The 19,624-nt window shown below is 32.4% G+C and carries 19 protein-coding genes; 17 read left to right on the top strand and 2 right to left on the bottom strand.

Going from position 1 to position 19,624, the window contains the following annotated elements; genetic code table 11:
* Nucleotides 1-26 precede the first annotated feature (26 nt).
* From pseB to HM987_RS18065, 17 genes are all read left to right on the top strand, one after another.
* A complete protein-coding gene (gene pseB / locus HM987_RS18140) occupies nt 27-1,037 on the top strand; it encodes a UDP-N-acetylglucosamine 4,6-dehydratase (inverting) (protein ID WP_179009414.1) in 1,011 nt (336 codons plus the stop codon).
* On the top strand, nt 1,037-2,227 hold the full coding sequence (gene pseC / locus HM987_RS18135; protein WP_179009413.1) for a UDP-4-amino-4,6-dideoxy-N-acetyl-beta-L-altrosamine transaminase: 1,191 nt from the start codon (nt 1,037-1,039) through the stop codon (nt 2,225-2,227). The genes pseB and pseC overlap by 1 nt, the downstream gene beginning before the upstream one ends.
* On the top strand, nt 2,214-2,741 hold the full coding sequence (locus HM987_RS18130; RefSeq protein ID WP_179009412.1) for a GNAT family N-acetyltransferase: 528 nt from the start codon (nt 2,214-2,216) through the stop codon (nt 2,739-2,741). Before pseC ends, HM987_RS18130 begins: the two co-directional genes overlap by 14 nt.
* Nucleotides 2,728-3,606 (top strand): aldo/keto reductase, encoded by an 879-nt coding sequence (locus HM987_RS18125; RefSeq protein WP_179009411.1) that lies wholly within the window; start codon nt 2,728-2,730, stop codon nt 3,604-3,606. Before HM987_RS18130 ends, HM987_RS18125 begins: the two co-directional genes overlap by 14 nt.
* On the top strand, nt 3,597-4,355 hold the full coding sequence (locus HM987_RS19620; protein ID WP_218645598.1) for a cytidylyltransferase domain-containing protein: 759 nt from the start codon (nt 3,597-3,599) through the stop codon (nt 4,353-4,355). Before HM987_RS18125 ends, HM987_RS19620 begins: the two co-directional genes overlap by 10 nt.
* A 2-nt stretch (nt 4,356-4,357) precedes the next feature.
* Nucleotides 4,358-5,665 (top strand): aminotransferase class III-fold pyridoxal phosphate-dependent enzyme, encoded by a 1,308-nt coding sequence (locus tag HM987_RS19615; RefSeq protein WP_218645597.1) that lies wholly within the window; start codon nt 4,358-4,360, stop codon nt 5,663-5,665.
* 6 nt (nt 5,666-5,671) lie between these two features.
* Nucleotides 5,672-6,229: a GNAT family N-acetyltransferase gene (locus tag HM987_RS18115; RefSeq protein WP_179009410.1), complete on the top strand. Its 558-nt coding sequence runs from the start codon at nt 5,672-5,674 to the stop codon at nt 6,227-6,229.
* A 39-nt stretch (nt 6,230-6,268) separates the two neighbouring features.
* Nucleotides 6,269-6,778: a GNAT family N-acetyltransferase gene (locus tag HM987_RS18110; protein ID WP_179009409.1), complete on the top strand. Its 510-nt coding sequence runs from the start codon at nt 6,269-6,271 to the stop codon at nt 6,776-6,778.
* A 19-nt stretch (nt 6,779-6,797) separates the two neighbouring features.
* The gene (pseI, locus tag HM987_RS18105) at nt 6,798-7,838 is read left to right on the top strand and encodes a pseudaminic acid synthase (RefSeq protein WP_179009408.1); all 1,041 of its coding nucleotides are present in this window, start codon (nt 6,798-6,800) and stop codon (nt 7,836-7,838) included.
* Entirely contained in the window at nt 7,838-9,301 is a 1,464-nt protein-coding gene (locus tag HM987_RS18100) for an oligosaccharide flippase family protein (protein ID WP_179009407.1), read from the top strand. The genes pseI and HM987_RS18100 overlap by 1 nt, the downstream gene beginning before the upstream one ends.
* 14 nt (nt 9,302-9,315) lie before the next feature.
* Complete coding sequence (locus tag HM987_RS18095) at nt 9,316-10,221, top strand: 6-hydroxymethylpterin diphosphokinase MptE-like protein (protein ID WP_179009406.1); 906 nt, start codon at nt 9,316-9,318, stop codon at nt 10,219-10,221.
* 5 nt (nt 10,222-10,226) lie between these two features.
* Nucleotides 10,227-11,291: a hypothetical protein gene (locus HM987_RS18090; RefSeq protein WP_179009405.1), complete on the top strand. Its 1,065-nt coding sequence runs from the start codon at nt 10,227-10,229 to the stop codon at nt 11,289-11,291.
* 1 nt (nt 11,292) lies between these two features.
* Complete coding sequence (locus HM987_RS18085) at nt 11,293-12,087, top strand: glycosyltransferase family 2 protein (RefSeq protein ID WP_179009404.1); 795 nt, start codon at nt 11,293-11,295, stop codon at nt 12,085-12,087.
* A 14-nt stretch (nt 12,088-12,101) separates the two neighbouring features.
* Complete coding sequence (locus HM987_RS18080) at nt 12,102-13,118, top strand: ATP-grasp domain-containing protein (protein ID WP_179009403.1); 1,017 nt, start codon at nt 12,102-12,104, stop codon at nt 13,116-13,118.
* Nucleotides 13,119-13,121: 3 nt separating this feature from the next.
* Nucleotides 13,122-14,126 (top strand): ATP-grasp domain-containing protein, encoded by a 1,005-nt coding sequence (locus HM987_RS18075; protein ID WP_179009402.1) that lies wholly within the window; start codon nt 13,122-13,124, stop codon nt 14,124-14,126.
* 60 nt (nt 14,127-14,186) lie between these two features.
* Nucleotides 14,187-15,140 carry an ATP-grasp fold amidoligase family protein gene (locus HM987_RS18070; RefSeq protein WP_179009401.1) on the top strand — a complete coding sequence of 318 codons (954 nt, stop codon included), beginning with the start codon at nt 14,187-14,189 and terminating at the stop codon, nt 15,138-15,140.
* Nucleotides 15,141-15,440: 300 nt separating this feature from the next.
* The gene (locus tag HM987_RS18065; RefSeq protein WP_179009400.1) at nt 15,441-16,232 is read left to right on the top strand and encodes a glycosyltransferase; all 792 of its coding nucleotides are present in this window, start codon (nt 15,441-15,443) and stop codon (nt 16,230-16,232) included.
* A gap of 210 nt (nt 16,233-16,442) precedes the next feature.
* Here HM987_RS18065 and HM987_RS18060 read toward each other — a convergent pair whose 3' ends face one another.
* Both HM987_RS18060 and HM987_RS18055 read right to left on the bottom strand, forming a co-directional pair.
* A complete protein-coding gene (locus HM987_RS18060) occupies nt 16,443-17,249 on the bottom strand; it encodes a hypothetical protein (protein WP_179009399.1) in 807 nt (268 codons plus the stop codon).
* Nucleotides 17,250-17,288: 39 nt separating this feature from the next.
* Nucleotides 17,289-19,619 (bottom strand): GumC family protein, encoded by a 2,331-nt coding sequence (locus HM987_RS18055; protein ID WP_179009398.1) that lies wholly within the window; start codon nt 19,617-19,619, stop codon nt 17,289-17,291.
* Between the last annotated feature and the right edge of the window lie 5 nt (nt 19,620-19,624).

Raw genomic sequence — 19,624 nt, 5'->3', positions numbered from 1 at the left:
ACAAAATTGAAAAATTAAAACAAACAATGCTCAATAATAAATCAGTATTAATTACAGGAGGAACGGGTTCCTTAGGAAAAGCGCTTGTTGCAAATATTTTAGAAAAATGGCCAAATGTTAAACGTTTGGTTGTTTTCTCTAGAGATGAACAGAAACAGTATCAAATGGCTCAGGAGTTTCCTGTTTCAAAATATCCTCAAATGCGATATTTTATTGGAGATGTGAGAGACAGAGAAAGATTGGTTCGCGCATTTTCTGGCATTGATTATGTCATTCATGCGGCGGCTATGAAACATGTTCATATTGCTGAATATAATCCAGATGAGTGTGTAAAAACTAACGTTGGTGGTGCCGAGAATGTCATTCAAGCGGCCTTGCAAACAAAAGTAGAGCATGTTGTAGCACTATCTACTGATAAAGCTTGTGCACCAATTAACTTATATGGAGCGACAAAATTAACGTCAGATAAATTATTTGTTGCGGCCAATAACATTAGAGGTCAACATAACATCAAGTTTTCTGTAGTGAGATACGGAAATGTAATGGGCTCTAATGGTTCTGTAATCCCATTTTTCTTAAACAAAAAGTCTGAAGGCACTTTACCAATTACCGTGAAAGAAATGACACGGTTTAATATTTCACTTCAAGGAGGGGTAGATATGGTTTTACATGCTTTAAAAACAGCTTGGGGAGGAGAAATATTTATTCCGAAAATACCTTCGTATAAAATTACTGATGTCGCTGAAGCTATTGGTCCAAATTGCGAACACAAAGTGATAGGGATTAGACCAGGAGAGAAAATTCATGAAGAGATGATTACGTCATCAGATTCATTTTTTACGTATGATATTGATAAATATTTTGTGATAGTTCCGCAAACGCCAATGTGGAATATCAACGAATTTATTTCAGAATTTAATGCCAAATTGGTACCAAATGGATTTGCGTATAATTCTGGCACAAACACAGAATGGGAAACGGTAGATACATTGCGATCACTTATAAAAGAACATGTTGACCCTAATTTTGAAGTATAATGATGAAAGCCATACCATACGGAAGACAAAATATAACCGACGAAGACATTAAAGTTGTTATTGAAACTTTAAAGTCCGATTATTTAACTCAAGGACCAAGAATAGCGGAATTTGAATCTAACTTTGCACAATATGTGGGGAGTAAGTATGCCGTAGCCTTGGCAAACGGAACGGCGGCTTTGCATCTATGTACTTTAGCTTTAGGCGTAAAAAAGGGTGACAAAGTTATTACAACACCAATAACTTTTGCTGCTTCCGCAAATTGTGTACGCTATTGTGGAGGCGAAGTTGTGTTTTCTGATATAGATCCTGAAACGTATCTATTGGATATTAATAAGGTTAGAACACTTTTAGAAAATGCGCCAAAAGGAACTTACAAGGGAATTATTCCTGTTGATTTTGCAGGTAGAGCAAATGATTTGGAAGCGTTTAGAGCCTTAGCGGATGAGCATAATCTTTGGATTATTGAAGATGCCTGCCATGCACCAGGAGGTCATTTTAATAATAGTAAAAATGAAGTGCAATTATGCGGTAATGGAAATTATGCAGATTTAGCTATTTTTTCTTTTCACCCTGTTAAACATATTGCGTCTGGAGAAGGCGGAATGATAACTACAAATGACAAAGCACTTTACGAAAAACTACTGCAATTACGAACCCATGGAATTATAAAAAATAATGACGCCTACACAAATTCAGTTGAATTTGCTGGCGGAATAGAAGACTATCCAGGTTGGTATATGGAAATGCAAGACTTAGGGTACAATTACCGTATTACGGATTTTCAAGCGGCCTTAGGTTCTAGTCAATTGACAAGAGCGAATGAAGGCATTAAAAGAAGAAGAGAAATTGCTTCAACTTATTTTAGTGCTTTTAAAGATGAATCTTTTATAAAAGGACAATCGCGTGTGGTTGATGGCCATGCCTATCATCTTTATGTCATTGAAGTTGAAGACCGATTAGGCCTATATAATCATCTTAGAAGTAAAAACATATACGCACAGATTCATTATATCCCTTGCCATTTAATGCCTTATTATAAACAATTTGGATGGAAAGAAGGTGATTTTCCACATTCGGAAAACTATTATAAACGTTGTATTAGTTTACCAATGTATCCAACACTTACAGATGTAGAACAAGACTATGTCATAAAAGAAATTAATTTATTTTATAGTGAAAAACATTGATTTTGAGTCCGAACGTTTAATTTACAAGAGGGTTTCAGCAGAACATGTGACTGATGCTTATGTCAATTGGATGAACGATCCTGAAGTAAATATGTACCTAGAAACAGGTGGAAATTACACTTTAAATCTTCTTAAAGCTTATGTAGAAGAACAATTTAAAAAGGACATCTATTTTTGGGCGATACATCTAAAAGATTCTAAAAAGCATATTGGAAATATAAAGATTGATCCTATTGACCTAAAAGCTAATTCTGGCGAATATGGTATTTTAATGGGTGATAAAATGAATTGGGGAAAAGGTTATGCGAAGGAAGCATCTCTGGCCATCATAAATTATTGCTTCGATGTCATAAAGCTAAACAAAATAACTCTGGGCGTTGTAGAAGATAATTCCAATGCTGTTTTACTCTATAAAAAAATAGGTTTTAAAATTGATGCGATTGTCGAAGGAACAAAACCGTATAATAACAAAATAAGTAACTCACTAAGAATGTCATTGCATGCCCAAAACTAATAGTCATAAATTTATTCTTGGAACCGTTCAAATGGGATTGAATTATGGTATCAATAATTCGAATGGAAAAGTGTCCCTAAAGGATAGTCTCGAGATCTTGGAATATGCTTATGATAATAGTATTAAGATTCTAGATTCGGCTGAAGCTTATGGAAATGCTCACCAAATTATAGGAACGTTTCACAAATCGCAACCTTCCAAATTGTTTGAAGTCATTACTAAATTACCACATCATTTCGATTCTGGCATTGAGGAAAAGGTTACTGCATACTTAAGTGAATTGCAAGTTACTCAATTGCACGCTTTACTATTTCATAGTTTTGACAGTTATCAGAAGAATATCAAAAATTTTGAAGTTTTATTAAAGTTGAAAGCAGATCATAAAATTAAACACATCGGTGTGTCGGTTTATAATAATGAAGAAATTGAATCGGTTATTTTAAACGATCATGTAGATATTATTCAAATTCCTTTCAACTTATTAGATAACGCTGCATTACGAGGAAGCATACTAGAAAAAGCAAAATCAAAAGGTAAAATTATTCATACCAGATCTGCTTTCCTGCAAGGTTTATTCTTTAAAGCTATAGATTCTGAAAATAATACCGTAAAGCAGTTAACTAAGGAGTTAAAGCAATTAAACCATATAAAAGAACAGAACGAAATCTCAATGGCACAGTTGGCTTTAAATTATTGTTTACAACAACAGGCTATAGATAATGTTTTAATTGGTGTAGATGCAAAAGCACAATTAGCAGATAATTTAAATGCTACTAATTATACGATTTTACCAGAAGTGATTAAAGAAATAGATACCATTAAAGTTAAAAATTCAGACCTATTAAACCCTTCTTTATGGGCATAAAAACAGTTTTAATAACACAAGCAAGAACAGGCAGTACACGCTTGCCTGGTAAAGTGATGAAAGCAGTGAATGGTAAAACATTGCTTCAAATACATCTCGAACGTTTAAAAAAGTGTACTAAAGTTTCAAAAATAATTGTCGCTACAACTGTTGAAGAAGCGGATAAAATTATATATGATAATGCCAAGAAATGGGGTTATGAAGTTTCAAGAGGTTCCGAAAGTGATGTTTTGGACCGATTTTATCAAGCTTTAAAAACTGAAAACGCAGACTGGGTTGTACGTGTAACTTCAGATTGTCCACTCTTGGATCCTTCATTGGTGGATGACATTATCACTTATGCGCACGCCAACGATTTGGATTATATTTCTAATGGTTTGGTTGAAACTTTTCCTGATGGACAAGATGTAGAAGTATTTAAATTTTCTGCTCTAGAAATAGCTTGGAAAAATTCTAAGTTAAAATCGGAACGTGAGCATGTGACACCATATATTAGAAATAATGCGGACGGAAAAGGCGAAAATATATTTACAACGATTAACTTTCCTTCTGAAAAGGATTATGCTCACATTCGAATGACTGTAGATGAGCCTAGAGATTTTGATTTGATAGAACACCTTATTCAAAAATTAGGAACAGAAAAGACCTGGTTAGAATATACAGACTATATTATAGCTCAAAATCTCACGAAGTTGAATGCTGGAATCATTAGAAACGAAGGATTTTTAAAATCCTTGAAAAAAGATTAAAAATGGGAAAAGGACAAGATTTATATGTAAAAGCCAAAAGCTTAATTCCTGGTGGTACTATGTTACTATCTAAACGGCCAGAAATGTTTCTGCCAGACCATTGGCCTTCATATTTTTCTAAATCTAAAGGCTGTACAGTTTGGGATTTAGATGGCAATGAGTTGTTAGACATGTCCATAATGGGTATAGGCACCAACACACTTGGCTATGGTAATGATGAGGTAGATGCTGCGGTTATTGAAACCGTTAAGAACGGAAACATGAGTACGCTAAATTGCCCGGAAGAGGTGTATTTAGCCGAAAAGCTAATGGAAATTAATCCTTGGGCAGATATGGTAAGATTTGCACGGAGTGGTGGCGAAGCCAATTCAATTGCCATTAGGATAGCACGTGCTGCTTCAGGAAAAGATAATGTAGCCATATGTGGTTATCATGGATGGCACGATTGGTATTTATCTGCAAACCACAATGGTGGAGATGATTTAAAAGCACATTTATTGCCAGGTTTAAGCCCTAAAGGGGTTCCAAAGCATTTAAAGAATTCGGTATTTCCTTTTCATTATAACAACTATGAAGAACTTTTAGATGTGGTTGAAAAGAACAACATTGGAGTGATAAAAATGGAAGTGATGCGAAATTTTGGACCTGAAGATAATTTTCTTCAAAAGGTAAGGGATTTAGCAACTGAAAAAAATATTGTTTTAATTTTTGATGAATGTTCTTCTGGGTTTAGGGAAACTTATGGAGGCATTTTCAAAAAGTTTGATGTGATACCAGACATGGTAATGTTTGGCAAAACCATAGGCAACGGTTATGCCTTAACTGCAGTTGTGGGTAAAAAATCAGTAATGGAGGCAGCACAATCTACGTTTATCAGTAGTACTTTTTGGACCGAACGTATTGGACCAACAGCGGCACTCGCCACATTAAAAGTTATGGAACGCGAAAAATCATGGGAAACAATTACAGAAACAGGAGCTAAAATGCAGAAAGGCTGGCAAGACCTGGCGAATTCTCATGGGTTAGACATCACAGTTTCTGGAATATCCGCAATGACGACTTACGGTTTTAACAGCGAAAACGCAGCGATATATAAAACATTTATCACACAAGAAATGCTTAAAAAAGGATTCTTGGCAAGTACAAATTTTTATGCCTGTACCGCACATACAGACGCACATCTAAATTCTTATTTTGAAGCTTTAGATGGTATTTATGGCACTATTGCTAAATGCGAAGCTGGCACTTTAGATGCGAGCACGTTATTAGAAGGTCCTGTATGTCACAGTGGTTTTAAAAGATTGAATTAATAAGAGATGAGTTTTACTTACCATGTTTTAAATAAGCAGCGATTCTCTAGTGGAAACCATTCCATTGTTCCTATAAGAATGGAGGATCGATATGTAATTAGAGAATGGCGTAACGAGCAAATGTTTCATTTAAGACAAAACAAGCTTTTAAGTGAAGAAGACCAAGACAACTATTTTAATACGGTTGTTAAAAATCTATTTTCCCAAGAGCAACCCGATCAAATCTTATTTTCTTATTTAGAAAATGATGAATGTATTGGTTATGGTGGCTTGGTTCATATGAATTGGATTGATAAAAATGCTGAAATATCCTTTTTGATGAAGACAGATATAAAGGGCAAAAACTATGAATCCCATATGATAAAATTTATGAGTCTTATTGATGAGGTCGCTTTTAAAGCACTTGATTTTCATAAGTTGTTTACCTATGCTTTTGATGTGAGACCAGAAATTTACCAAATATTAGAAAAGAGTGGCTTCCGTAAAGAAGCAACTTTAAAAGAGCATTGTCATTTTAATGGGGCATTTATAGATGTACTTATACATTCTAAATTTAAGACTTAAGATAGACTTGTCTCATTACTAACTATTAAATTAATAAACATGTTAACTTTTAGATATGCCTCGCTAAGTGATTCCGACTTATATTTTAAGTGGGCGAACGACGCTTTGGTCAGAAAAAATTCTTTAAATAGTGAGGCTATAAAGTTAAAGGATCATATAAAATGGTTTTCGAGTAAAATTGACAATCCAGATGTATTTATGTACGTTTTTTTAGACAGTGATAACGTACCTGTTGGGCAAGTTGTTATTGAGTTTAAGAACGGTTGGATTATTCTAGGACAATCTGTTGCAAAGGAACACAGAGGTAAAAAGTACAGTACAGAGTTACTAACTAAATCTACTAATGATTATCTAGAACAATTCCCAGAGCGTACAATAGTCAGTGTTGTGAAGTCAACAAATATACCGTCATTAAAAATGTCTATAAATAGTGGTTTTAACGTCTTGGAAGACGATGGCCTCAATGAGAATATTTTAGTGCTAAAGGGATGTCAGCAAAATGATGCAGAGTTCATTGATAAAGCAAAAAGACATTACAATTTAATTTAAAATTTAACAGACTATTACCATGGAGATCAACCCAGTACTAGATATAATAAAAGATAGGGTATTCATTATTGCTGAGCTTTCAGCCAATCACAATGGATCTTTAGATACTGCCATTGAAACCATAAAAGCAGCCAAAAGAGCTGGAGCAGACTGTATTAAATTACAAACCTACACAGCAGACACCATGACTATTGATTCTAGAAAACCTGGATTCACGATAGAAGGAACAATTTGGGACGGTAAAAATCTATATGAATTATACCAAGAAGCATACACACCATGGGAATGGCACGAAACGTTGTTTAAAACCGCAAAGGAAGAAGGCTTAATTTGTTTTTCTTCGCCTTTTGATAAATCTGCGGTCGACTTTTTAGAAAGTCTAGAGGTACCAGCCTATAAAATTGCTTCTTTCGAAATTACCGATATTCCATTAATTGAATATGTAGCCTCCAAAGGCAAACCTGTAATTATTTCTACTGGTATTGCCTCAACGCAAGACATAGAATTAGCTTTAAGTGCTTGCAAAAGAATGGGTAACTATAATATTGCAGTTTTAAAATGCACGTCTAGTTATCCAGCACCAATTGAAGAGGCAAATATGACAATGGTCAAAGATATTGCTGAAAGATATAATGTTATAAGTGGACTTTCAGACCATACAATTGGCAATACAGCACCTGTAGTAGCCACTTGTTTTGGGGCAAAAATAATTGAAAAACATTTTATTTTAGATCGTTCTGTTGGTGGCCCAGATGCGTCTTTCTCAATGAATGAAGAAGAGTTCAAAAATATGGTTGATGCCGTTAGGGAAGCAGAAAAAGCAATAGGCTCAGTAGATTACAACCTTACTGAAAAACAAAAAAAGGGAAGAGATTTTAGCAGATCGATATATGTAGTTAACGATATAAAAGAAGGGGAAATATTAACTGAGGAAAATATTAAAAGTATACGTCCTGGTTATGGAATGCATCCTAAGTTTTATAAAGAAATTCTTGGAAGAAAGGCTTCGATGAATTTAGAAAAAGGGGATCCTATGAGTTTTAACGCTATTGCGAAATAATGAGCAAACTCTTAAACATTATAAAAACAGCGTTAAAGAATAAGGTTGTACTATTTATATTTAGTCGCTATGGGACTTACCTAATTCACTTTATCAATTCACTTTTTATTGCCGTATATCTAGGGCCTTTTTATTTAGGTATTTGGGGTTTTATTACCTTAGTTACTTCATACATGAACCACTTAAGTTTTGGTATTGCAGATTCCGTAACAGCTATTATCTCTGTAAATAAGGATAAGGAGGTTTATGTCCAGAAGGTTATTAGTACTGCGATTACTATGCTCTTAGCACTTTCTGTTATAGCTATTTTATTATTTTCTATAAATGCGGTTTTTAAATTAGATCTAGGTAATAAATACAATTTTTCGACCTACGCACCCGTAGTTGTTTTAATAGGCGTCTTAGGATACTTTAATACGCTTTTTAATCATGTTTTCAGGGTTTACGGTAAATTATTTGAAATTGCGTTTAGCCAAACTGTTTTTCCAATTTTAATGTTGCTTGCTATTATACTTTTTAGAAATAAAGAGTTGCTATGGGCAATGGTATTTGCAAATTTCTTAGCCTTTTTGTTGGCATTTATCTTGTACCTAATTAAAATGCCAGTTAAAATAAAACCTATTTTTAATTACGATTTATTTAAAACTATTCAAATAAAAGGATGGCACTTATTCGTTTATAATACGTCCTTCTTTTTTATTGTGATCTCTACGCGCACACTTGTGAGTGGTTTTTATAGTGTAGAAGAGTTTGGTTATTTTACCTTTGCTTTTTCCCTTGCAAATGTGATGCTTTTATTGCTTCAATCTTTGGCATATTTAATATATCCAAAAATGTTAAATCGATTTGCAACAGCCAACCATGATCAAAACACTGAACTCTTAAAAAAACTTAGAGACGCCTATGTAACAACGTCGCATTTGCTTATTCATATCGCTATGTTAATTTTCCCGGTGTTTTTGTTATTATTTCCTCAGTATATTAAAGCTTCAGAAGCATTTAAATTAATAGCCTTATCCGTATTGTTATACACAAATTCTTTTGGCTATTCTGGTCTTTTGGTTGCTAAAGGGTTTGAAAAAAGACTAGGAAAACTTTCATTTACTGCGCTCATTATTAATTTAATTGCCGCTTTAGTTTTAATAAAGTTTTTCCACGTAGCTTTTACATTAGTGGTTTTGGCAACAATGATTAGTTACTTTTTCTATGTCTATATGGTTGGTAGAAAAGGGAGAAAGATGCTAGAATTAGATACATCTGTTATTGCCGTTGTTAAAGATATTTATCCATTACGATTGTTAATTCCATATGTATTGAGTTTAGTCTTGATTCTATTTTCGGTACCAGATCATTATTTAATTCTTTCATTAGTTTTATTTTTAATTCTCAATCTGAAAGTTTTATTGAATTTAAAGAGTATTGTAAAATCAATTATTCTCAATCCTAAATTTATTAATATTTAAAAAAGGCTTAAATCATGTTCGGAAGAAGAGAGGAGGTTGCCATGTCGGTAATAAATTTAGTGGATAATTACAGGAGAGATCTTAAATACTATCTTAAGTTTTTGTTTAGTAAAGATTTGAGGCAAGAATTAAATAGAACTAAAGCGTTACAAAATGTACATAAAGGTAAAAGGTGTTTTATAGTTGGAAATGGACCATCCTTAAAACATCATAACTTAAATCATTTGACTAATGAGTTTGTATTTACTGTAAATTACATGATGAAGAGTAATGATTTTAAAACCCTAAATTCAAATTATCACTTATTCTTTGATCCTATTGTCTTTGGATTAGACCCAACAGTTGAAGAGGATAAAGAGAAAATTGATATGATTGATGGTACTTTAAAATCGAATCCAGATATGACCTATATCATTCCTTATCGTCGTAGAGCAAATTTTATAAAATTATTTCCAAAGCATAAATTTAAGTTTATCTATAATTATAAAACATTCACACCACAATTAAAAAACCCGTCTGAGCTTCATCGTATTACTCCAGGATTTCAGAATGTAATTATATATGCTATAAACTCAGCTATTTATATGGGATTTAAAGAAATCTATTTAATAGGTGTAGATATGACAGGGTTCTTGGAGCATTTTGAATACAATAAAGTCAACAATCAATGGGGACATTCTTACACTAAAACGGAAGAGGAAATAGCCTTAATTCTAGAAACCCTTAAAAAGAAGAATATTGATAACGAGTTTTACTTAAAAACCTACGGAAAAACATTAGAGCACTTAAAATTAATGTTCTCAAATGCAACTGAAAAAGGCGTAAAGCTTATGAATGCTTCAAATCATGGTGCTATCGATTTCTTACCACGTGTGCAATACGATGCTTTATTTTCCGATAAAAGTCAAATAACCAATTAAGTTTAATGAAAGCCATAATTCATAAAGACAATTATTTAAGTCACCTCATAGGTTTGACTCTTGTTCTTATGGCGATAAGTGATATTTTGCAATCTAAAGAAGTCATACTCGTTAGTGCATTATTATCATTTGGCATTTTTATATTATGTTTTCCGATGAAGGAGCGATTTTGGTTTTCGGAAGCTATGATTTTTGTGGTTTTCTTAATCGTAATGTCACTCATAAATCTCTTTTTTACCGAAAACGGGTTAGGTGGGTCAATTACGTTAATGGGTAATTTGCTCTTGGCCTATGTCTTTATTTTATTAGAGAATAAAAAGTTGACTTTTTGGGTTGTGTTATCATATGCAATTACCATAGGTTTCATAGCTTATAAATTATTCATTATAAATGCAGATCCTAATGAGATTTATGAAGGTTTAAGTAGAAATCACGCCGGATTCGTGGTTGTTTTTTGGACAGGATTTTTAATGTTTTATTTAAAAATCACCTATAATCTTTACCTATTAATTTTCCCAATCTTTGGACTAATACTTTCATTTTTCTTGTTCGGAAGGACTAGTTTAATTGTAAGTGCATTATTAGTACTATTGGTTTTCTTTTATAAATTCAGGAAAAACAGGGTTATACAATTTCTATTAGTCTCGGCACTAGTTGCCGTTTGTTATTACCTATTTCTAGACTTTGGGGATAAACTAACATCTGACACTAATTTAGGAGCGGGCTTGGACACGCCACGATGGGAGTTGTGGAGAATTTATTTGGAACACATTAATTTTGTGAATTTATTTACAGGAGTGGATGTATCTGTTTTACCTATGTATGACCAGTTTAGTGGAAATCCTCATAATTCCTTTATTAAATTTCATTCTAGAGCTGGTATTGGTAGTATTGTTTTTATCATTTTATTTTTCGTTTCTATTTTCAAATACATTAAATATAGGCATTATTATATCTTATGGCTTCTTTTACTTTTAACCATAAGAGCCTCGTTTGACGGCGACATGTTTGTTGGGAATTTCGACTTTATATTTTTAATTATAACTTTTTATTGGATTAAAACAGATTAGTATGACTATAGATTTCTCTATAATAACAGTGGCCTATAATAGCGAAAAAACTATTGAACGCACTATTAAATCAGTTTTGAATCAATCTTTTCAAAACTATGAATATATTATTATAGATGGGAATTCAAATGATAAAACCAATGCTATTATAAATCAATATAAAGAGAAATTTAAAGGCGGTATAATACATATTTCTGAACCAGATAAAGGGATTTATGATGCCATGAATAAAGGTATTGCTTTAGCAAAAGGTAAGGTAATAGGATTGTTAAATTCTGATGATTATTATTATCATAACACCTTGGACATGGTTTATGATGCTTTTCAAAAAACAGACCAAAGATCAGTTTTAACAGGAGAGCTCATATTTAAAAGCGAAACGACAGAACAGTTGCTGAGAACAAGTAAAGCGCGATTTCTACAGAAAACAAAGCATTATAAAAATGGTGTTAGGCATCCTGCAACCTTTGTCCCTAAAGTTATATATGACGATGTCGGATTGTTTAATTTAAATTATAAAATAGCATCAGATGCAGAATTGATGTACAGAATTTATAAAGCGCAATACGAGTTTGTATTTATAAACAAACCTTTACTGGTTATGTGCGATGGAGGCGCTTCAAACACCAAAGGGCTTTATAAACAGCTTGTCCATGAGAATAGATTGTTTTTAAAAACCTATTGCCCAAATATTTTTTCTAGACTTTTTTATATCTCTTCTGCGAAATTAAGACTTGCAACTAAAGAGGTTATGGCCAATCTTGTATCCAAATATAGAAAAATCGAAAATAAATAAGTCCTTCTTAAACAATGAAAAAAATAATTTTCCTTACGAACTATAAAAACATTATTCCACAACGGAGTAATGAGATTGAAGGGTTAAAATTAAATATTGTTTCAGACGTATTAGAGGCACAAGGTTTTCATTGTGAAGAAATGTCAATTAACGAATTTGTTTTACAATTAAATGAGCAAGAAAGCATTGATGGTGTTTATTTCTTTTATACCAGCAGTCAATATCCGATTTATAAGAGTTATATTCTAGATATTCTACTTCAAATTAAATTAAGAGGAGGGATCTTAATCCCTGAGCTGAGGCATTTTATATCGCATGAGAATAAAAATTTTCAAGAACTTGAGAAAGTCAGATTAGGAATTAAAAGTCCTTATGGTATTCCTTTTGGGACCTACGAAGAAGGTTTAGAGGCTTTGAGTAATACCTCTTATCCTGTGGTATTGAAGAAGGCGACAGGATTTAGGAGCAGAAATGTAAAGCTTGCTAATAACACAGAGGAAGGAAAACGAATACTTTCTAAACTGTTAGAACGAAATTTAAAATTTAACAGGGATAGCCTTTACTATCTTTATAGGAGATTTAAGAATAAAAAGCATTACCCAAGGAGGTTTGGAAAGATTATCATTCAAGAGTTTTTACCCAATCTTACTCATGATTGGAAAATTCTTGTCTTTGGAAATTGTTGTATCGGAGGGAAGCGTTTCGTTAAAAAAAATGATTTTAGGGCTTCTGGGAGTAAGTTGTATTCACTAGAACAAGACCCACCAGATAGCGTCTTGAGTTTTGCATTGAGGAACAAACAGATTTTAGAATGTCCTAATATATCCATGGATATTTCAGAAAATCAAGGAGATATACAATTATTGGAGTACCAAACCATGCATTTTTCCTTGTTGGCTTGGAAATCTATTCACTATTTTGAATTTGAGGATGGTAGTTGGAAAAAGAAATTAATAACTAATGAGCTCGAGTATTTTATGGGACTTGGAATCAATGAACATATAAAGAGCTTAGAAAACAATTCAATTTAGACTATGAGAAAAATTATATTTCTTACTAATTATAAAAATATTATTCCGCAGCGAAATCATGAGATAGAGGGTTTAAATTTAAAACTCCTCGCAGAAGTCTTAAGGGCAAATGATTTTCATTGTGAGGAGATTACAATTAACACATTTATAGAACAATTAAAAGAGCAAGAAAATATAGAAGGCGTTTATTTCTTTTACACAAGTAGTCAATACCCAATATATAAAAGCTTTATTCTCGATATTCTTGTTCAAATAACATTGAGAGGTGGAATATTAGTACCTGAGATTAGACATTTTCTAGCTCACGAAAACAAAAATTTTCAAGAGCTAGAAAAAGTAAGGATTGGTATTAGAAGTCCATATGGAATACCAATTGGAACGTATGACGAAGGTGTTGAAACGCTCAAAAAAGTATCGTATCCCACTGTCATAAAGAAGTACACGGGTTTTCGCAGTAGAAATGTAAAACTTGCAAATAATATTGAAGAAGGCAAAAAAATACTATCTAAAATGTTGGAAAACAACTTTCAACTTAGTCTTGATGGCCTTTATTACATTTATAGACGGTTTAAGAATAAAGAACACTACCCTAAAAAATTCGGAAAATTAATTATTCAAGAATTCGTACCAGACCTAACTCACGATTGGAAAATATTAGTATTAGGCGATAAATGCCTGGGTGGCAAACGCTATGTGAGAAAAAATGACTTTAGAGCTTCAGGAAGTAAGTTATACGAAATGGAAGAAGATCCACCAGAAATCGTACTAAGCTTTGCATTAAAATGTAAGCAGCAATTAAATTGTCCTAACGTTTCTTTAGATATTTCTGAAAAGAATGGGGATTTACAATTGTTAGAATACCAGACAATGCACTTTGCAATATTGGGAGGAGATCCGGATTATTATTTTCAGAAAGACCAAGAAATTTGGCATAAACGAGAAATAACTAAAGACATAGAATACTATATGGGAATTGGTATAGTTGATTATATAAAAAATATCGAATAAAACGCCCAAATATTGAATTAATCAAACAATTAAGATTAATAAAAAAGAAATTAAAAGCCTATGTTTAATTTTAATGAATTTATAAAGCAAATTGCCTCTAAATCCCTTTTTGGGACACTGTTGTATGCGAAAACAAGAGCGATATATGAGAAATTTATGATGCATAGATTTACAGATTATGACTATATAAAACACACCTATAAAAAGAGATTTGGTCACGCCATTAACCTAAAAAACCCTCAAACATATACTGAAAAGTTACAATGGCTGAAGTTGTTTTACAGAAATGATAGTATGCCCATTGTTACGGATAAATATGAAGTGCACTCCTATTTATCTAAGTTGGGATATAAACATTTACTCAACGATGTCATTGGTGTATATACCAATGCAGATGATATTGATTTTGACACATTGCCAAAATCTTTCGTAGCTAAAGCAACTCATGGCTGTAGTTCTAATTTAATATGCAAAGATAAAAATGAGTTAGATTGGAGTAAATGGCAAAACATTATGAATTCTTGGTTAAAATTAAATGTGTATGCATTAGGTAGGGAATGGAACTATAAAGACATTAAGCCTAGAATCATAATAGAAAAATTGATTGAACATCAACCGCTCATTGATTATAAATTTATGTGCTTTAATGGAGAACCAAAATATTTACAAATCAATAATGATTTAGACGGAGTTCACTATGTGGATTTTTATGATATTGATTGGAATCGGGTAGATTTTACGTATAATAAATTCAAAAAGTCCAATCACGTTTTACCAATTCCTCCACAATTTGAAGAAATGAAAAGACTTGCGACAAAACTAAGCGCTCCATTTCCTTATGTAAGAGTTGATTTTTACAATCCACCTGGTAAAATTCTTTTTGGGGAGTTAACATTTTTCCCAGGAAGTGGTTTACTTCCGCTTATTCCAGTAAAAAATAATTATGATCTTTTATTGGGTTCACAGCTAAAACTGCCCACAGCAAACCATAATTTGCTTTTACTGAACAAGTAAGCCCAAAACACAACACATTTTTACCACAACACTGCCACAACATTTCGTGAGAAAGGTTGAATCTTCTGCATTTATATGAATTTATTTTAGGTGATCAATAAATTCGTACATCGATGGAATTTGCTGTTTATAACCCAAAAAACGCAATTAATCCCAATAATATGTAACTGGCTGAAAACGAAACAATTTCAAAACGTGCTGTATTTAATTTGTATGGGTTGAATTTACTTAAACCACCTGTTTTTGGACTAACTTGATAACGACAAAGTAAGTTTAATTAATCCCTTAATTCCCTCTGTTATGATATCAGTAATTATGTCCGTTTACAATGCCGAGAAGTATTTAAAAGAGGCCATTGATAGTATTTTAAACCAAACGTATCAAGATTTTGAGTTTATAATTTTCAACGACTGTTCAACAGATAAGTCAACGACTATTTTAAAACAGTACGAAGAGAACCACCCAAAAATTAAAGTTATAAATAACACAGAAAATTTAGGCCTCACTAAAAACTTAAATAGCGCAATTGCTATTGCAAATGGAGAATATATTGCAAGGATGGACGCTGATGATGTGTCAAAACCAAATAGGTTTGAAACGCAGATGGCTTTTTTAGCAAAGCATACACATATAGATATTTTAGGAACCTTTTCCAATGATATCGATGAAAACGGTAAAATTAGGCGAACGCGAACCGTACCTGTGAGACATAGCGATATCATTGAAATGCTACCAAAGCTTAGTCCCATATCTCACCCAACAGTAATATTCAAAAAAGCGAGTTTGGCTAAAATAGGATTTTACAATCCTAAATACAGAACGTCTCAGGATTTAGAAATGTGGTTCAGGGCAGCAAGTGCAGGTTTAATATTTCATAATATTCCTGAATACTTATTTGAATATAGAGTCGATACGACGTTTTTATCAAGAAAAAACTTTCAATTTAGATGTAATGATTGTAAACTAAGATTAGAAGGTTACAAACGCATTAAATTGCCATGGTACAAATATATTTATGCGTTTATTCCATTGGCATTGGGAATGGTACCTAATTCTATCTATATGCAATTAAGAAGATTGGATCCGAGATAATTTTATGTCGTGTGCTATTCTAAAGGATTTTAATTTTTAAATAGGTTTTTTCAACCCAACATTACATTTTTTACTTTTTACAAGAAGAGTAAGTAAAAAATAACATTAATAATACATTGAGAGCTTATTAGGCTGAGGTTAAAAAAAGAAACCACGCAATGCTTTAATAGAAGATTCTCAGGTAATTTATATAATATTAAACTACCACAGTTATACTTGTTTAAAATTAGTATTTAACTCAGCTTGGTTAACTTCAGAAAGATTAAAGTCGGTTAGGACTTTTACATTCATACGTTTTAAAGTCTCTATATCTTCAGGATTATAATTAGAATTTTCCCAACGGCTTATGGCATAAGCTCTAGTTTTTAAATATTCAATATAGTCCTTGGTATATTTATCCTCGACACCAAAGCCCATAAACAATGCTAGTCTAGGAGATATTGACTTCTTTTTTAAAAAATTAGGTAATCGTTTTGTTATACCAGGATGGAAAGAATGGTTTGGAAATAGAGAAATAATGTCTGCATTAGGAGAATGTGTTGTGGTAAGCTTCCAAATAATAACATCTCCAACTTCACTTTTTACATTAATAATCTTGCCCTTTTCAATACTCTGCTGTAGGTGTGATTCAGTCCTAAGGCACAAGCCTTTGGAGTGTTTAGAGTGATCTTGTAAATAAATTCCGAGCCTAAGTAGCGAATAGTCTTTATCCTTAAACTCTAGACTTTCTTTATTATCGCGATCTCTTGAGTCTTTATGAAACCCACTAAGTGAGGTGTTATAAGATAAGGTGCTATCACCAAAGTAAATTAGGCTGTTATGTCCCGTAGATTCTTTATAAATATCAATTATACGCTTATCTGTAATAATTTTTGAAAGAAATTTAGCGGACAGTAAATCGCCTTTATGGTCTTTGTCTTTCTCCGCATATTCTCTAAATGTTTCAATCTCTTCGTTACTGAATACATTTTTGATAACCATCCATCCGTACTTATCGATTTGTTCTTTTTTTGTCATAGTAATTTCATTTATCATATTAATTCACTCTACAGATTATTATCTAAAAATTCTTTTCCATAAAGATTTTTTTACATTAGTATTATCATAGCCCAATTTGTTATAATCGATAGCGTTCATTAATATATTCATGTTAGGTAGTCGATTCTTTTCGTGTAACATTTTTGGTACGCTCAGCAATCTTTCCGTTAAATAATTTGCTCTTATAGTGTATAAAAATAAATCGGCATAATGGGCTAGCATTAATGTATCAGAATCCGCATTTACAGCAGGTGTTTCAACTATGACATAATCGTAATTGGTTTTACCATAATTAAGAAGTTCTTCAAAACGATCGCTATTAAGTACCTCGGATGGTTTTCCAATAGTTACGCCAGCATCAATAATATCAAAATTTTGATCTTTATAGTGTGTTATAACGTCATTGGCTTTTAAATTTTCATCCGTTAAAAAATGAAACAAGCCATGTTCAGATTTTAATTTAAGGTAATGTGAAATTTTAGGGTTTCTAATGTTGGCTTCAATTAATAAAACCTTTTTGTTTAATAATGCGAATGAAGTTGCCAAATTAGTAGAAATAAATGTTTTCCCTTCTTCACTAATAGTGGATGTTATAAAAATGGTATGTCTACTTTCACCAGAAAGCTGATGGATAATATTTGTCCGCAATAGTCGAAAAGATTCTACAATATGGTCATTTTTTTTAGTGCCGAAAGAAATGATTCCTTTTTTAATATTAGCTTTCGGAATATCACCAATTAATGCGGCTTTGACTGTGTTTTTGACATCTTCGTAAGTGTTTATCTTATTGTTAAATAATGCTTTTAGCATAAGTATGAAAGCGGGTATAAGAAAACCCAACAGTAAACTTGATATTAACACTATTATTTTCCTTGGCGCAACTGGCACGCTACTTCCGTATGCCTTATCAATTATTATGGCATATGGTGCAGATACAGCTGCAGATATTGAGTTCTCCTCTCGTTTTTGCAACAAGTAGAGGTATAATGTTTCAATAATTTCTTGCTGCCTTGTAATAACTTTTATTTCTCTTTCTTTTTTTGGAGTCGAATAAATTTGGGAGTTTAATTTTTCCTCTTGTCGCCGCGCTTCGTTTAATGTAATTCTTAATGATGAGCGTTGATTTATTAAACTGCGGTCAATACTTTCCCGTAAACTTTTAATTTGATCATTCAAATTAAGAACAATTGGGTTTTCGCTATTTGCACCTTTCAATATCCTATTTCTATCTAATAATAAGTTGTTATATTTTATGGCGTTCTGATTCATATTGTCATCGAGCATGCCTAAATTATCGGGAATTAAGTCATCCTTATTAGTGGACATGTAATCAATGAGATAGTCTATTAATTTTATTTGTGAGTTTAATTCAGCTATTTGCTTGGTTAGTGAGGCGTTTGATGCTAACGTTATATTTGATTCGTAATCTATATTGCTGAGTTGATTTTCGGATTTATAGGTTTCAACACCTTGATCCAAACCTGTTAATTCTGCAGAAACATCATCTATTCTGCTGTTTAGAAATTCGTTGGTGTTTTTTGCGATAAGATTTTTATAATTAATGGCATCTTGGTTGTAATACCAAACTAAGCTATCTAACACTTCTATAGCTTTTTGTTTAATTGGATCTTGTAACTTGAGAATTAGCAGATTAGATTTTGGATTCTCAGCCGTTATTTCAATTCGTTTTTTAAATGAAATGGCAACTTCCTCTAACGGACTTATTTTTATCAATATTTCCGACTGTTCCTTTTTCTCTATTTGATTAGGTGTTACTATAATATCACCAAAATCCCAAGACATTTTCTCGCCAAAACCACCTGTACTAATTTTATTGCCGTTACTATCAAATAGTTCGTACTTATTGTTAGAAATTGATTTTATGGTAAAGGATGAATTTAAATTATTCAAGCCTTGGTCATTTAGCAAAAAATGAATTTTAAAAGGCATTTGGTCTTTATAAATTTCTTTGGTAACCAATCCATTTTTTACAAAATAAGTGATGTTCAGACCCAAGTCTTTGACGACTCTTTCAATTATAGATTTTGATTTTAATATGCCTATTTCCGTATCGATAGAAGTTTTAGGCCCTGCAAACAAACCTAAATCTTGGAAAACAGAGATCTCGGAAGTCGAGCCTCCATCGTTTTCTTCATCGTTTATTAAAATGGTTGACGACACTTCGTATTCGTAAGTCGCGAATTTTAAATAGGCAAAAGCCAGAGCCAAAGCTAAGGCAATTCCTATTAAAAAGAATTTCCAATAATAGCTATACTTTTTAATGGTATCCCTAAGATCAATTCTATCGCGTTGAAAGTCGTCGTCTTGGCTATCTATGTTTTTTTTCATAATAT

The sequence above is a fragment of the Winogradskyella forsetii genome (genome assembly GCF_013394595.1).
Taxonomy (GTDB): Bacteria; Bacteroidota; Bacteroidia; order Flavobacteriales; family Flavobacteriaceae; genus Winogradskyella; species Winogradskyella forsetii.
Note: the sequence above shows the minus strand (reverse complement) of the source record. Positions and strands in the feature narration are given on the sequence as shown.

Bases quoted from the DNA above. Each gene is read 5' to 3' on its own strand.
- HM987_RS18065 (WP_179009400.1), top strand. From the start codon at position 15,441: ATGATATCAGTAATTATGTCCGTTTACAATGCCGAGAAGTATTTAAAA.
- HM987_RS18070 (WP_179009401.1), top strand. From the start codon at position 14,187: ATGTTTAATTTTAATGAATTTATAAAGCAAATTGCCTCTAAATCCCTT.
- pseI (WP_179009408.1), top strand. From the start codon at position 6,798: ATGGAGATCAACCCAGTACTAGATATAATAAAAGATAGGGTATTCATT.
- HM987_RS18085 (WP_179009404.1), top strand. From the start codon at position 11,293: ATGACTATAGATTTCTCTATAATAACAGTGGCCTATAATAGCGAAAAA.
- HM987_RS18055 (WP_179009398.1), bottom strand. From the start codon at position 19,619: ATGAAAAAAAACATAGATAGCCAAGACGACGACTTTCAACGCGATAGA.
- HM987_RS18100 (WP_179009407.1), top strand. From the start codon at position 7,838: ATGAGCAAACTCTTAAACATTATAAAAACAGCGTTAAAGAATAAGGTT.
- HM987_RS18090 (WP_179009405.1), top strand. From the start codon at position 10,227: ATGAAAGCCATAATTCATAAAGACAATTATTTAAGTCACCTCATAGGT.
- HM987_RS19615 (WP_218645597.1), top strand. From the start codon at position 4,358: ATGGGAAAAGGACAAGATTTATATGTAAAAGCCAAAAGCTTAATTCCT.
- HM987_RS18080 (WP_179009403.1), top strand. From the start codon at position 12,102: ATGAAAAAAATAATTTTCCTTACGAACTATAAAAACATTATTCCACAA.
- HM987_RS18075 (WP_179009402.1), top strand. From the start codon at position 13,122: ATGAGAAAAATTATATTTCTTACTAATTATAAAAATATTATTCCGCAG.
- HM987_RS18060 (WP_179009399.1), bottom strand. From the start codon at position 17,249: ATGACAAAAAAAGAACAAATCGATAAGTACGGATGGATGGTTATCAAA.
- pseB (WP_179009414.1), top strand. From the start codon at position 27: ATGCTCAATAATAAATCAGTATTAATTACAGGAGGAACGGGTTCCTTA.
- HM987_RS18095 (WP_179009406.1), top strand. From the start codon at position 9,316: ATGTTCGGAAGAAGAGAGGAGGTTGCCATGTCGGTAATAAATTTAGTG.
- HM987_RS19620 (WP_218645598.1), top strand. From the start codon at position 3,597: ATGGGCATAAAAACAGTTTTAATAACACAAGCAAGAACAGGCAGTACA.
- HM987_RS18110 (WP_179009409.1), top strand. From the start codon at position 6,269: ATGTTAACTTTTAGATATGCCTCGCTAAGTGATTCCGACTTATATTTT.
- HM987_RS18115 (WP_179009410.1), top strand. From the start codon at position 5,672: ATGAGTTTTACTTACCATGTTTTAAATAAGCAGCGATTCTCTAGTGGA.
- pseC (WP_179009413.1), top strand. From the start codon at position 1,037: ATGATGAAAGCCATACCATACGGAAGACAAAATATAACCGACGAAGAC.
- HM987_RS18125 (WP_179009411.1), top strand. From the start codon at position 2,728: ATGCCCAAAACTAATAGTCATAAATTTATTCTTGGAACCGTTCAAATG.